Source organism: Streptomyces sp. SID5464 (assembly GCF_009862985.1).
GTDB classification, from domain to species: domain Bacteria; phylum Actinomycetota; class Actinomycetes; order Streptomycetales; family Streptomycetaceae; genus Streptomyces; species Streptomyces chartreusis_D.
The window spans coordinates 1-13326 of record NZ_WWIQ01000023.1; the positions used below are offsets into that span (position 1 = coordinate 1).

Consider the following 13326-nt stretch of genomic DNA (forward strand, 5'->3'; position numbering starts at 1 on the left):
AACTAGGCCGTGATGCGCTCCTCACTCGTTTGGAAACTCACCCTTGCTTTTCCCATCCGGAGTTTTCTCCCGCCGCTGACCGTGCTGGCTTTCACACCACAGGCCGCTGCACTTCGCGGGTCGGGCTCCGCATGCCGAGGGCGGCGGCGAAGCAGCGCAGGTTCTCCGGCACCGTCAGATCCGCGTGGACCGACGGCGCTTGGGTGACGTAGCCGACGCGGGTCCTCACCTGCGGGGCCACTGCGCACCGCGCTCGTGTCGGGGCACCGGCGAGCATCGTCCTGGCCCGTGAAACACCTCACCCTGCCCGGAGGCGCCACCACATACGAAAGACCCCCTCTCAACTGCGGAGACGCAGTTGAGAGGGGGTCTTCCCCAGTGTGGCGGCGCCAGGATTCGAACCTGGGAAGGCTGAGCCGGCAGATTTACAGTCTGCTCCCTTTGGCCGCTCGGGCACACCGCCGGGGTTGCTGCCCGTCGAACCGCCTTCCGCGGCGGCGCTCCGTGGCAACGACGTAAACAATACCTGATGTGGAGGGGTGCTTCGCCACCCGATTGATCGGCGCCCGTACGGCGGGGGGTGGCTAGGCTTGTCCGGATGCGGCCCGGGACCTGAACAGGCCCGGCGGCCGCCCACGTACGCCGGTACGCACGATACGCACCCCGATACAAGGAGCCACAGGACATGGCCGACTCCAGTTTCGACATCGTCTCGAAGGTCGAGCGGCAGGAGGTCGACAACGCACTCAACCAGGCCGCCAAGGAGATCTCGCAGCGCTACGACTTCAAGGGCGTGGGTGCCTCGATCTCGTGGTCCGGCGAGAACATCCTCATGGAGGCGAACTCCGAGGACCGGGTGAAGGCGATCCTCGACGTCTTCCAGTCCAAGCTGATCAAGCGCGGCATCTCGCTGAAGGCTCTGGACGCGGGCGAGCCCAAGCTCTCCGGCAAGGAGTACAAGATCTTCGCGTCGATCAAGGAGGGCATCTCCCAGGAGAACGCGAAGAAGGTGGCGAAGACCATCCGCGACGAGGGCCCCAAGGGCGTGAAGGCGCAGGTGCAGGGCGAGGAGCTGCGGGTCAGCTCCAAGAGCCGTGACGATCTTCAGGCCGTCATCGCGCTGCTGAAGGGCAAGGACTTCGACTTCGCCATGCAGTTCGTGAACTACCGGTAGGTCCGGTCGGCCCCTCGGGGCTCCCGGCCCGCACGGGTGGGGTCCCGGTCCGCACGGTGACGAGGAAGGGTGGGCACCTGCTGGGTGCCCACCCTTCTCGCCCGCTGGCTGCGGTCGATGGGTGCGGGCGGTGCGGTGTGTGCCGGCCGTGGGCGATGGGCGCGCGCCTGACGTGGGCCGCGGGCGCGGTCAGTCGCGGGAGTTGCCGAACAGGAGGCGGTAAGCGATCAGGAGAACGAGCGATCCGCCGATCGCCGCGGCCCAGGTCGCGCCGTCGTAGAAGTCCTTGGTGATCGGGTGGTCCATCCAGCGGGCCGATATCCAGCCGCCGATGAACGCGCCCGCGATGCCGATCAGAGTCGTGCCGATGAGTCCGCCCGGGTCACGCCCCGGCAGCAGGAACTTCGCGATGGCTCCGGCCAACAGTCCCAGGATGATCCAGCTGATGATGGTCATGCCGTGAACCTGCCCTTTCACGCTGTGCCCGCACTGTCCCGGCCATGTGATCTTGCTCCCGGCAGGCCGTGCTCGTGCGTCGTACGCCGGGCGTTCCGCGTGCGTCGTCCTCGCCGCGCGCGTTCACGCCGTCTTGGTGGGAAGGACGCCCTGGCCGCACCCACCGGTTGCACCGATCAGTAGGGTGCGACGCATGACAGCCTCCGATCCCGGCCTGCGTCGCACTCTCGGCGTCGGGGACGCCGTCGTCATCGGACTCGGCTCGATGGTGGGAGCCGGAATCTTCGCCGCCCTCGCGCCCGCGGCACACGCGGCCGGCTCCGGACTGCTCCTCGGGCTCGCCGTCGCCGCCGTCGTCGCGTACTGCAACGCCATGTCGTCGGCGCGACTCGCCGCCCTGTATCCGGCTTCGGGCGGGACGTATGTGTACGGGCGTGAGCGGCTCGGGGAGTTCTGGGGGTATCTCGCGGGCTGGTCGTTCGTGGTCGGGAAGACGGCCTCCTGTGCGGCGATGGCGCTCACCGTGGGCACGTACGTCTGGCCGGGGCAGGCGCACGCGGTGGCGGTCGCGGCCGTGGTGGCGCTGACCGCGGTGAACTACGGCGGTGTCCAGAAGTCCGCGTGGCTGACGCGGGTGATCGTGGCGGTGGTCCTGGCTGTCCTCGCTGCCGTGGTCGTCGGGTGTCTGGTGTCGGGCGAGGCCGATGCCGGGCGGCTGGACATCGGGGCCTCGGACGGTGTGGGCGGTGTCCTTCAGGCGGCCGGTCTGCTGTTCTTCGCGTTCGCCGGGTACGCCCGGATCGCGACGCTCGGTGAGGAGGTACGGGACCCGGCGCGCACCATTCCGCGAGCGATCCCGCTGGCACTGGGCATCGCGCTGGTGGTGTACGCGGGCGTGGCGGTGGCTGTCCTTTCGGTGCTGGGGTCCGACGGTCTGGGGGACGCGACAGCGCCACTGGCCGACGCCGTGCGGGCCGCCGGGATGCCCTGGCTCGTGCCGGTGGTGCGGATCGGTGCGGCCGTGGCCGCGCTGGGGTCGCTGCTCGCCCTGATTCTGGGTGTCTCACGGACGACGCTGGCCATGGCCCGGGACCGGCATCTGCCGGGAGCGCTGGCGGTCGTGCATCCGCGCTTCCAGGTGCCGCACCGGGCGGAGCTCGCCGTGGGTGCGGTGGTCGCGGTCCTGGCCGCCACGGTGGACGTCCGGGGCGCGATCGGGTTCTCCTCCTTCGGGGTGCTGGCGTACTACGCCGTGGCCAACGCCTCGGCCTGGACGCTCGATTCGGCGCCGACGGCACGGGTGGTGCCGGTGGTCGGGCTGCTCGGGTGCGCGGTGCTGGCGTTCTCGCTGCCTGGTGTTTCGGTGGTCGTGGGGGCGGGCGTGCTGGTGGTGGGGGTGCTCGCGTACGGAGTGCGGCGGTGGGTGCGGGCGGGGGCCGGGAAGGGGTAGGGCTGCCCTCTTGGCTGTGTTCGGGGGTTGCTGCCCTGCGGCCGGGGCTTCTTGGCGACGGGACTTCCGTGCGGCGGCCCGGGCCTCTGGCTGAGGTCGGGGGCTTCTCTGCGGCGGTCCCGATTCATCGGCCGCTGCTGGGGCCCGCTCGGTCGCTGTCCGTCAGGGGCACCTCACCGGGTCGTCCGCCGGCTCGGGACGTGAAGTCCAGCCGGGTCGGTGGGTGTTGTGGGCCTGGGTCGGCACTCGTGTCGGCAACTGCTCGATCGCGGTCATGGATTCATGATGCGGACCTCCACCGACAGCCGGGCGGGCCTGTGGATAACCCCGGGGACTGTGGAAACCGAGCCGCGTTGCCCCGCCGTCAGCGCACCGCGAACGGCTCGTTCGTCCGCACGATGTCGCGGCCCAGCGGGAGCAGCGAGACCGGAATGAGCTTGAAATTGGCGACGCCGAGCGGGATGCCGATGATCGTGACGCACAGCGCGATGCCGGTGACGATGTGGCCGAGGGCCAGCCACCAGCCCGCCAGTACCAGCCACAGCACGTTGCCGACGCAGGACGGCGCGCCCGCGTCGCGACGCTCGACCGTCGTGTACCCGAAGGGCCACAGGGCGTAGACGCCGATGCGGAAGGCCGCGATGCCGAACGGGATGCCGATGATGGTGATACAGAGGAGCAGGCCCGCGGCCATGTAGGCGAGGAACAGCCAGAAGCCGCTCAGGACGAGCCATATGACGTTCAGGATGGTCTTCACTGGCTCCCACCTGCCATCTTCTCGAGTCGGGAGATGCGATCCGCCATCGGCGGGTGCGTGGAGAACATCTTCGAGAGACCCTGACCGGGCCGGAACGGGTTCGCGATCATCATGTGGCTGGCGGTCTCGATGCGCGGCTCGGGCGGCAGCGGGAGCTGCTTGGTGCCGACTTCGAGCTTGCGCAGGGCGCTGGCCAGGGCGAGCGGGTCGCCGGTGAGCTGGGCGCCGGAGGCGTCCGCCTGGTACTCCCGCGAGCGGCTGATGGCCAGTTGGATGAGAGAGGCGGCCAGCGGGCCCAGGATCATGATCAGCAGCATGCCGAGCAGGCCGGGACCGTCATCGTCGTCAGAGCGCCCGATCGGGATCAGCCAGGCGAAGTTGACCAGGAACATGATCACGGAGGCCAGGGCACCGGCGACCGACGAGATGAGGATGTCGCGGTTGTAGACATGGCTGAGCTCGTGGCCGATGACGCCACGCAGCTCGCGCTCGTCCAGGAGGCGCAGGATGCCGTCGGTGCAGCACACGGCGGCGTTGCGCGGGTTGCGGCCCGTGGCGAAGGCGTTGGGCGCCTCGGTCGGGGAGATGTACAGGCGCGGCATGGGCTGGCGGGCCTGCGTGGAGAGCTCGCGGACCATGCGGTAGAGCCCCGGGGCCTCGAACTCGCTCACCGGGCGGGCGCGCATCGCGCGCAGGGCCAGCTTGTCGCTGTTCCAGTACGCGTACGCGTTGGTGGCCAGCGCAACCAGGACGGCGATGACGAGCCCCATACGGCCGAAGAAGCTGCCGATGACGATGATGAGTGCGGACAGCCCCCCGAGAAGGACTGCTGTCCTGAGCCCGTTGTGCCGGCGGTGCACGGTACGCCCTCCAAGTGGTGCGGTAGGGGGACCCTTGCTTGCTGGTCTGCGGTGCCACTGGTGCCCTGATGTCACGTCCAGTGGACCCTCCCGTACTGGTCAACGCCAGGCGGGAGGCACTAGTTCCCTTGTGCGCGCGGCGGCGGGTGTGGACCGTCCGGGTGAACGGCGCCGGGACGCGCCACGCGCGCGTGGAGGGCCGGGTGCCCCACGCGCGCGTGTCGAATGCCGCCGTTGTTCAGAACAGGGCGGTGTCGGTGAAGCGCAGGACGAGCTGGGGTGCCCCGGAAAGGGCGATGCCGAGTGCGCCGGTCAGGGCGATCGCGGCGGTGAGCGGGACGGAGGCGCGGTGCTTCTCGGGTTCGCCCTCGGGGGCGCGGAAGAGCAGGGCCGTCCACTGGAGGTAGTAGTACAGCGCGATGACGACGTTGACCGCCATGATCACGGCCAGCCAGCCGAGGCCGGCGTCGACGGCCGCCGAGAAGACGGTGACCTTGGCGAAGAGGCCGATGATGCCCGGCGGCAGCCCGGCGAGGCAGAGCAGGAAGAACGCCAGGAGCAGCGCGGACAGGGGGCTCGACGCGTAAAGGCCGCGGTAGTCGGAGACACGGTTGAGGGCCTTCGTCCGGCCGACGAGCGCGGCCACGGCGAAGGCGCCGAGGTTCACGGCGCCGTACATCAGGGCGTAGGCGACGGTGGAGCCGATCGACTTCTCGGCGTCCCCGGAGTACGCGGCGGCCGCGATCGGCACCAGGAGGTAGCCGGCCTGGCCGACGGACGACCAGGCGAGCAGGCGTACCGCGCTGTACGCGCGCGTGGCCTGCTGGCGCAGGGCGCCGACGTTGCCCACGGTCATGGTGAGCGCGGCCAGGGCGGCCAGGGCCGGGCCCCAGACGTCGGCGTACGACGGGAGGGCGACGACCGTGACGAGGATCAGACCGCTGAAGCCGACCGCCTTGCCGATGACCGACAGGTAGGCGGCGATGGGCAGGGGCGCCCCCACGTAGGTGTCGGGCACCCAGAAGTGGAAGGGCACGGCGGCCGTCTTGAAGGCGAAGCCGACGAGGGTGAGGACGACGCCGGTCTGGGCGAGCGTGTGGAGCTGTCCGTCGACGTTCTGGATGCGGTCGGCGACCTGGGTGAGGTACAGGGTGCCCGTGGAGGCGTACACGAAGCTGATGCCCATGAGGCTGACCGCGGTCGCGGTGACCGAGGACAGGAAGAACTTCAGGGCCGCTTCGGAGGACTTCCGGTCGCCGTGCCTGAGGCCGACCAGCGCGAAGGCGGGCAGCGAAGCGACCTCCAGGGCGACGATCAGGGTCGCGAGGTCGCGGGAGGCGGGCAGGAGGGCGGCGCCGGCCGCGGAGGACAGCAGCAGGAACCAGTACTCCCCTTCGGGCAGCTCCTTGCGGGCGTCCTTCAGGGCGGTGACCGACAGGAGGGCGGCGAGGAGGGCGCCGCCGAGGACCAGGAACTGGATGATCAGCGTGAAGCGGTCGGCCGTGTAGCTGCATACGGTGGCGTCGCCGGTCAGGCAGAAGGTGCTGCGGTCACCGTCCAGGAGGGGCAGCAGCATCAGCGTGGCGGCGGCCAGGCCTGCCACGGACGTCCAGCCGAGCAGCGTCTTCCGGTGCTCGGCGACGAACAGGTCGGCGACCAGGACGACGAGTCCGACGACCGCCGCGAGGGTGGGCGGCGCGATCGCGAGCCAGTCGACGGACTGGACGACGGACGCGGCCAGGGGCTGGGCCGGGGAGCTCATCGGGTGCCTCCTGCGAGGAGCTGCTGGACGGCCGGGTTGCTCAGGCCGAGAAGAGCCTTGGGCCACAGGCCCGCGACGACGGTGAGGACGACGAGCGGGGTCCAGGCCGCGAACTCGTACGAACGGACGTCGGTGAGCCTGGGGGCGTCCTGCGGCAGGGCGCCCATGCAGACACGGCGGACGACCACCAGCAGGTACGCGGCCGTCAGCAGCGTGCCGAACGCGCCGATCGCCATGAAGGTGAGGAACGCGGGACGGCTGAGGCCGGCTGCGGGCTGGAACGCGCCGAACAGGGCCAGCATCTCGCCCCAGAAGCCGGCAAGGCCCGGCAGGCCGAGCGAGGCGACGGCGGCGAAGGCGAGCAGGCCGCCGAGGCGCGGCGCCTTGCCGTAGAGCGCGGCTCCGGTCTCCTCGGCGAGGGTGTCGAGGTCGGTGGTGCCGGTGCGGTCCTTCAGGGCGCCGACCAGGAAGAACAGCAGACCGGTGATGAGGCCGTGGGCGATGTTGGCGAACAGGGCGCCGTTCACGCCGGTCGGGGTCATCGTCGAGATGCCGAGGAGCACGAAGCCCATGTGGCCGACGGAGGAGTAGGCGATGAGGCGCTTGAGGTCGCCCTTCGCGCCCTGCTTGGCGAGAGCCAGGCAGGCCAGGGATCCGTAGATGATGCCGACGACGGCGAGCGCCGCGAGGTAGGGCGCGAAGGTGCGGAAGCCGTCCGGTGCGATGGGGAGGAGGATCCGGATGAACCCGTACGTACCCATCTTCAGCAGGACACCGGCCAGCAGGACCGAGCCGACGGTCGGCGCGGCGGTGTGGGCGTCGGGCAGCCAGCTGTGCAACGGCCACATCGGCGTCTTGACCGCGAGGCCGATCCCGATCGCCAGAACGGCGATGACCTGCACCGATGCGGTCAGCGACCGGCCGTTGTCAGTGGCGAGTGCCATCATGTCGAACGTGCCCGCCTTGAGCCCGATCAGGAGCAGGCCGAGCAGCATGACCACGGAGCCGAGCAGCGTGTAGAGGATGAACCGCCACGCGGCCTGGCTCCTGCCCTCGCCGCCCCAGCGGGCGATGAGGAAGTACATCGGGATGAGGACCATCTCGAAGGCGAGGAAGAACAGCAGCAGGTCGAGGACGGCGAAGGTCGCGAGTGTCCCCGACTCCAGGACCAGCAGCAGCGCGACGAAGGCCTTCGGGCCCGGGCCTTCGGCCCGCGGCGTCAGCCGCTGATCTTGCTGCTTGAAGTACGAGTAGAGCGCGCAGAGGAAGGTCAGCAGCGCCGTCAGGACCAGAAGGGGGAGGGAGATGCCGTCGATGCCGAGGTGGATGCGCACGTCGAGTGCGGGGATCCAGCTGATGTCCGTGCTGGCCTGCATCCTCGACGGCTGGTCGTGGTCGAAGCCGAGCGCGAGGACGATCGCCGCGATGAGGACCGCGCCGGTGACGGTGACGCCGTGCCGGAGCACGGCCTGCTCGGGTGACTTCCCCTTCAGCCCGGGCGGGGCCGGCAGGAGAGCCGCGACCGCGCCGAGGAGCGGCCCTACGACGACGAATGCCAGAAGGAACTGCATCACGGACTCGTTGATATCGATCACGTCTGCTCACGCTCCCGTGGCGACGAGGACGACGGCGACCACGAGGACGACGGTGCCGGCGAGCAGCGCGCTCACATAGGTCTGGACGTTGCCGGTCTGGGCGCGCCGTACGGCGGCGCCGAGCCAGCGGGGCAGCGCACCGGCGCCCCGTACGTAGGTCTCGACGACCTCGCGGTCGAGGAACCGGACGAGGCTCGCCCCGGCCTGGACCGGTCGGACGAAGAGGGCGCTGTACAAGGCGTCCATGTGGAAGCCGGCGGCCGCGTGGCGGTGCAGCGGGCCGAGCAGGAGCCGTCCGGGGTCGGCGGGGTCGGGCGCGTAGGCGATGTCGCCGTAGGTCGGCTCGTGGGTGGCGATGGCTTCCGCCTCGACCTGGGCGGCGTCGCCCTCGGGGTGGGCCGCGACCGCGCCCAGTGGGACGCGTGCGGTGAGCGCGGTGGTGTGCCGCCAGGCGCCGTAGGTGACGATGCCGCCGACCAGGGCCACGCCCGTGCCGAGCACGGAGGTGGTGAGGGTCGGGCTGAGGTCGCGGCCGTCGAACCAGTCGGGCAGCAGGCGGAACGCGAATCCGCCGAGGGCCAGGGACGGGGCGGCGAGCACCCACAGCACGACGGTCATCGTCAGCGGCTGCCTGCCGTGGTCGGGAGCCTCGGCGCCCCGGCCGCGGAAGGCCAGCAGCCACAGGCGCATCGCGTAGGCGGCGGTGAGCACGGCCGTGAGCAGGCCGGCGACGAGGACGATCCACCCCGCGGCGGCGGGCGCGTGCTCGGTGTGTCCGGTGACGACGTGTTCGGCGACGCCGAGGACGGCCTCCTTGGAGAAGAAGCCGCTGAACGGCGGGATCGCGGCGAGCGCGAGGAGCGCCACGGTCATCGTCCAGTAGGCGTCGGGGACGCGGCCGCGCAGGTTCCGCATGCGGGACATGGCGGCGAGCGAGTTGGTGCCGGCGGCGTGGATGATCACGCCGGCCGCGAGGAACAGCAGCGCCTTGAAGGCGCCGTGGGACAGGAGGTGGAAGACGGCGGCTCCGCGGTCGCCGACGGCGAGGGCGCCGGTCATGTAGCCGAGCTGACCGATGGTCGAGTAGGCGAGGACGCGCTTGATGTCGTCCTGGGCGAGCGCGGCGAGCGCCGACCCGGCCATCGTGACGGCGGCCATGACGGCGAGGACGACCATCGCGGCCTGGGAGGCCTCGAAGACCGGCAGGAGACGGGCGATGAAGTAGACACCGGCGGCGACCATCGTCGCGGCGTGGATCAGTGCGGAGACGGGGGTCGGGCCCGCCATGGCGTCGGGGAGCCAGGTGTGCAGCGGGAACTGCGCGGACTTGCCCGCCACGCCCGCCAGGAGCAGCAGGGCGATCAGCGTCGGGTGGTCGATTCCGCCGCTCGCGACGGCGCCCAGGACCCGGGTGATGCGGAACGAACCGGCGTCGGTGGCCAGGGCGAACAGACCGATGAGGAAGGGGACGTCGCCGAGCTTGGTGACCAGGAAGGCCTTGAGGGAGGCGGCGCGGGCCTCCGGGGTCTCCCAGTAGTGGCCGACCAGGAAGTAGGAGCAGATGCCCATGACTTCCCAGCCGACCAGCAGCACGATCAGGTCGCCGGAGTAGACGACGAGAAACATCGCGGAGGTGAACAGGGAGACCAGGGCGGCATACGAGGGGTAGCGCGGGTCGTCGCGCAGGTAGCCCGTCGAGTAGATCTGCACGCAGGAGGCGACCAGGCCGACCAGGACGGCGACGAGGGCGGCGAAGCCGTCGATGTGCAGGGCGAGTTCGATGGGGACGGAGCCTGTGGGGGTGAGTTCCGTGGCCGCGTTGACGGCCGCGTCACCGCCCTGCCGCACGGCGACCAGCGCGGCGAGCACCAGGGAGGTGAGCGTCGGCAGGACGGCGAGCGGGCGGACGAAGCCGGGTGCCGTGCGGCCCAGGAGCAGGCCGGCGACGGCGCCGAGGAACGGAAGGAGAGGGACGAGGGCGGCGAGGGTGGTCGTGGTCACGCGGTGGCCTCAGCCTTCTGGGCCTCGCCGGACTGCTCGGGCGTAAGGGCGTCGTGGTCGGTGCCGTCGGGGTCGTGCCGTTCGGCGGTGTCGCGGAGCTTGTCGATGTCGGCGGTGCCGCGATTGCGGTGGACGGCGAGGACGATGGCCAGGCCGATGCCGATCTCGGCGGCGGCGATGGCGATGGTGAACAGGGTGAGGGCCTGGCCGGAGTGCAGGGTCTCCTCGGCGGTCCTGCTGAGCCAGACGTCGAAGGCGACCAGGTTGAGGTTGACGGCGTTGAGCATCAGCTCGACCGACATCAGGACCAGGATCGCGTTGCGGCGGGCGAGGACGCCGTACAGGCCGGTGCAGAAGAGGAGGGCGGAGAGGACGGCGGGATAGGCGAGGTGCATCAGCGGGTCCCTTCCTTCTCGTTCCGGGCCGCCGGGGTGTTCTCGGCCGCGGTCGCCGATGCGGCCTTCGCCTTGCGGGACAGGACGATCGCGCCGACCAGCGCGGCGAGGAGGAGGACGGAGAGGGCCTCGAAGGGGAGGACCCAGTTCTGGAAGAGGCTCGCGCCGGTGGCCTCGGTGGAGCCGGCGGCGGGGCCGTCCAAATCGATCCAGGTGGTGCGGAAGGCGTCGACGACGACCCAGACCAGGGCGGCAGCGGCGGCGACGGCCACGGTGAGGGCCGCCCAGCGGTTGCCGGAGTCGGCGTCCGGGGAGCGGCCGATGGGGGCCCTGGTAAGCATCAGACCGAACAGGAGGAGGACGACGACGGAACCGACGTAGATGAGGACCTGCACCCAGGCGATGAACTCGGCGGTGAGCAGGAGGTACTCGACGGCCAGGCCGCCGAGGGTCACCACGAGCCACAGGGCGGCGTGCACCAGCTGCCGGGTGGTGACGGTGACGAGCGCGGCGCCGAAGGTGACCAGGCCGACGAGGAGGAAGGCGATCTCGACGCCCGTCGGGGAGAGAAAGCCGTGGGTTTCGGCGGCCGTGGTGAACGCGGTCATTCCCGGCCCTCCTGCCCCGGCTTCGGCTGGTCCGTCTGCGGCTTCTGCTGATCCGTCTGTGGCGTCGGCTGGTCCGTCTGCTGCTTGGAGTCGCCGTGCGGGCGGGTCGGTCGCTCGGCGGCCCGGGCCTGCTCGTCGGCGTGCGGTTCGGTGACGGGCGGGGCCTGCTGGGCGGCCAGCTTGTCGGCGGTCTTGCGGGCGGTGGCGAGTTCCTTCGGCTCCTCCGCGCCGGGGTCGAGGGCCGGCGGGGCCGGGACGGTCCACATCCACTCGCGGAGCTTGTCTCGCTCGTGGGTGAGGTCGCGGATGTCGGTCTCGGCGTACTCGAACTCCGGGGACCAGAACAGGGCGTCGAAAGGACAGACCTCGATGCAGATACCGCAGTACATGCACAGGGAGAAGTCGATGGCGAAGCGGTCGAGGACGTTGCGGCTGCGTTCGCGGCCGCCGGGGGTCGCCGCCGGGACCGTCTCCTTGTGGGAGTCGATGTAGATGCACCAGTCCGGGCACTCGCGGGCGCACAGCATGCAGACCGTGCAGTTCTCCTCGAACAGGCCGATCACACCGCGGGTGCGGGGCGGGAGGTCGGGCTGGGCGTCCGGGTACTGCGCGGTGACGGACTTCTTCGTCATCGTGCGGAGGGTGACGGCCAGGCCCTTGGCCAGGCCACTTCCTGGGATGGGGGCCATGGTTACTGGATCACCACCTTGACGATGCCGGTGAGGGCGATCTGGGCGAGGGAGAGGGGGACGAGGAGAGTCCAGGACAGTTTCTGGAGCTGGTCCTCGCGCAGGCGCGGGTAGGTGACGCGCAGCCAGATGACGAGGAAGGCGAGGACGGCGGTCTTCAGCAAGGTCCAGACCCAGCCGAGGCCGTCGGCGCCCCAGGGGCCGTGCCAGCCGCCCAGGAAGAGGACGGTGGTCAGGCCGCACAGGACGACGATTCCGGCGTACTCGGCGAGGAGGAAGAGGGCGAAGCGGAGGCCGGTGTACTCGGTGTACGCGCCGAAGATGATCTCCGAATCGGCGACGGGCATGTCGAAGGGCGGGCGCTGGAGTTCGGCGAGTCCGGCCACGAAGAAGACGATCGCGCCAACGATCTGCCAGGGCAGCCACCACCACTCGAAGGCGTCGAGGATGCCGGGGATCGAGACGGTGCCGGCCGCCATCGCCACCGAGGCGGCGGTGAGGAGCATCGGCAGTTCGTAGGCGAGGAGCTGGGCGGCGGTGCGCAGGCCGCCGAGGAGGGAGAACTTGTTCGCGGACGCCCAGCCGGCCATGAGCGAGCCGAGGACGCCGACGCCCATGACGGCCAGGACGAAGAAGACACCGGCGTCGATGACCTGGCCGACGGCTCCCTCGTCCGGGCCGATGGGGATGGCGAGCAGGACGAGGAGGTACGGCAGGAGGGCCACGGCGGGGGCCAGTTGGAAGATGCGGCGGTCGGCGCCCGCGGGGACGACGTCCTCCTTCTGCGCGAACTTCACGCCGTCGGCGATCAGCTGGGCCCAGCCGTGGAAGCCGCCGGCGTACATGGGGCCGAGGCGGCCCTGCATGTGGGCCATCACCTTGTGTTCGGTCTGGCCGATGATCAGGGGGAAGGTGAGGAAGACGACGAAGACGATCAGGAGTCGCAGGGTGACGTCGAGCACGTCGTTCACCGCGGGCCTCCTGTCGGGTCTTCGGGGTTGTCGCTGGGCTGCGGGTCGTTCGCCGGTTCCGGGGTGTCGGGGGTGTCGGGGGTATCCGAGGGGTCGGGGCTGTCAGCGGGCTCGGGGGACTCTGGACTGCGTGATGTCCCCGAGTGGTCGGGCGACGGTTCGGGGGCCGGTTCCTCGAAGGCCGGACGGGCGTGGTGCCAAGGGGCGTCCGAGCTGCGCGGGGGCCGTGACGCCCTGCCCGGCCGGCTGTCGCCGAGGCCGGACGCCGCCCGCTGGCTGGCGGAGCCCTCCGAAGCGCTGCGCGCCCGGCGGGGGCCGGCCGGGGCACCTGGCTGCACTTGCTGCGACGCCGAGCCGTCACTCGCGCTTCGCGCACGGCGCGGCTCCGCCGGGGCGGCCGGGGTTCCGGGCTCGGTGGCCGGCGACTCAGGCCCGGCGTCCGGCGACTCCGGCTCAGTGGCCGGTGGTTGCGAGCCGGTCGCGGTCACCGCTGGTTCGGCTTCGGTCGCCTGGGATTCGGGACCGGAGGTCGCGGACTCAGGACCGTTGGGCGCCTGGCTCACCGAGCCCTCCGCCACTGTGCGGGCACGACGCGGCCCAGCCGAAGC

The 13326-nt window shown here is 70.8% G+C and carries 12 protein-coding genes, 1 tRNA gene and 1 pseudogene; 2 read left to right on the forward strand and 12 right to left on the reverse strand.

The features are described from left to right. Window positions 1–136: 136 nt before the first annotated feature. Both GTY47_RS40300 and GTY47_RS18490 read right to left on the reverse strand, forming a co-directional pair. A pseudogene (locus GTY47_RS40300) lies at window positions 137–235 on the reverse strand (ABC transporter ATP-binding protein); the annotation flags it as partial. A 146-nt stretch (window positions 236–381) separates the two neighbouring features. Next, window positions 382–463: transfer RNA gene (locus tag GTY47_RS18490), tRNA-Tyr, on the reverse strand. Between the two features lie 222 nt (window positions 464–685). Here GTY47_RS18490 and GTY47_RS18495 point away from each other — a divergent pair. Beyond that, window positions 686–1174 (forward strand): YajQ family cyclic di-GMP-binding protein, encoded by a 489-nt coding sequence (locus GTY47_RS18495; protein WP_010049223.1) that lies wholly within the window; start codon window positions 686–688, stop codon window positions 1172–1174. Between the two features lie 189 nt (window positions 1175–1363). On the opposite strand, the gene GTY47_RS18500 is transcribed toward GTY47_RS18495, so the two are convergent. Then, complete coding sequence (locus GTY47_RS18500) at window positions 1364–1630, reverse strand: GlsB/YeaQ/YmgE family stress response membrane protein (protein WP_010049225.1); 267 nt, start codon at window positions 1628–1630, stop codon at window positions 1364–1366. A 193-nt stretch (window positions 1631–1823) separates the two neighbouring features. Between GTY47_RS18500 and GTY47_RS18505 the strand changes: the two genes are divergently transcribed. Beyond that, entirely contained in the window at window positions 1824–3080 is a 1257-nt protein-coding gene (locus GTY47_RS18505; protein ID WP_010049226.1) for an APC family permease, read from the forward strand. Between the two features lie 364 nt (window positions 3081–3444). Here the strand turns inward: GTY47_RS18505 and GTY47_RS18510 are convergent, their stop codons facing one another. The 9 genes from GTY47_RS18510 to GTY47_RS18550 form a co-directional block, all read right to left on the reverse strand. After that, window positions 3445–3837 (reverse strand): YccF domain-containing protein, encoded by a 393-nt coding sequence (locus GTY47_RS18510; protein ID WP_010049227.1) that lies wholly within the window; start codon window positions 3835–3837, stop codon window positions 3445–3447. Beyond that, window positions 3834–4697 carry a zinc metalloprotease HtpX gene (gene htpX, locus GTY47_RS18515; RefSeq protein ID WP_010049228.1) on the reverse strand — a complete coding sequence of 288 codons (864 nt, stop codon included), beginning with the start codon at window positions 4695–4697 and terminating at the stop codon, window positions 3834–3836. Before htpX ends, GTY47_RS18510 begins: the two co-directional genes overlap by 4 nt. A gap of 238 nt (window positions 4698–4935) precedes the next feature. Continuing rightward, window positions 4936–6459 (reverse strand): NADH-quinone oxidoreductase subunit N, encoded by a 1524-nt coding sequence (locus GTY47_RS18520; RefSeq protein ID WP_010049229.1) that lies wholly within the window; start codon window positions 6457–6459, stop codon window positions 4936–4938. After that, window positions 6456–8054, reverse strand: coding sequence for an NADH-quinone oxidoreductase subunit M (locus GTY47_RS18525; protein WP_010049230.1), 1599 nt, complete (start codon window positions 8052–8054; stop codon window positions 6456–6458). The genes GTY47_RS18520 and GTY47_RS18525 overlap by 4 nt, the downstream gene beginning before the upstream one ends. 6 nt (window positions 8055–8060) lie before the next feature. After that, on the reverse strand, window positions 8061–10055 hold the full coding sequence (locus tag GTY47_RS18530) for an NADH-quinone oxidoreductase subunit L (RefSeq protein WP_010049231.1): 1995 nt from the start codon (window positions 10053–10055) through the stop codon (window positions 8061–8063). After that, complete coding sequence (gene nuoK / locus GTY47_RS18535; RefSeq protein ID WP_010049234.1) at window positions 10052–10450, reverse strand: NADH-quinone oxidoreductase subunit NuoK; 399 nt, start codon at window positions 10448–10450, stop codon at window positions 10052–10054. Before nuoK ends, GTY47_RS18530 begins: the two co-directional genes overlap by 4 nt. Next, window positions 10450–11058: an NADH-quinone oxidoreductase subunit J gene (locus GTY47_RS18540; RefSeq protein WP_010049236.1), complete on the reverse strand. Its 609-nt coding sequence runs from the start codon at window positions 11056–11058 to the stop codon at window positions 10450–10452. Before GTY47_RS18540 ends, nuoK begins: the two co-directional genes overlap by 1 nt. After that, complete coding sequence (locus GTY47_RS18545) at window positions 11055–11747, reverse strand: 4Fe-4S binding protein (protein ID WP_010049239.1); 693 nt, start codon at window positions 11745–11747, stop codon at window positions 11055–11057. The genes GTY47_RS18540 and GTY47_RS18545 overlap by 4 nt, the downstream gene beginning before the upstream one ends. Window positions 11748–11749: 2 nt before the next feature. Continuing rightward, entirely contained in the window at window positions 11750–12718 is a 969-nt protein-coding gene (locus tag GTY47_RS18550; protein WP_010049241.1) for a complex I subunit 1 family protein, read from the reverse strand. Window positions 12719–13326 lie beyond the last annotated feature (608 nt).

Bases quoted from the DNA above. Each gene is read 5' to 3' on its own strand.
- GTY47_RS18495 (WP_010049223.1), top strand. From the start codon at position 686: ATGGCCGACTCCAGTTTCGACATCGTCTCGAAGGTCGAGCGGCAGGAG.
- GTY47_RS18500 (WP_010049225.1), bottom strand. From the start codon at position 1,630: ATGACCATCATCAGCTGGATCATCCTGGGACTGTTGGCCGGAGCCATC.
- GTY47_RS18505 (WP_010049226.1), top strand. From the start codon at position 1,824: ATGACAGCCTCCGATCCCGGCCTGCGTCGCACTCTCGGCGTCGGGGAC.
- GTY47_RS18520 (WP_010049229.1), bottom strand. From the start codon at position 6,459: ATGAGCTCCCCGGCCCAGCCCCTGGCCGCGTCCGTCGTCCAGTCCGTC.
- nuoK (WP_010049234.1), bottom strand. From the start codon at position 10,450: ATGCACCTCGCCTATCCCGCCGTCCTCTCCGCCCTCCTCTTCTGCACC.
- GTY47_RS18540 (WP_010049236.1), bottom strand. From the start codon at position 11,058: ATGACCGCGTTCACCACGGCCGCCGAAACCCACGGCTTTCTCTCCCCG.
- GTY47_RS18545 (WP_010049239.1), bottom strand. From the start codon at position 11,747: ATGGCCCCCATCCCAGGAAGTGGCCTGGCCAAGGGCCTGGCCGTCACC.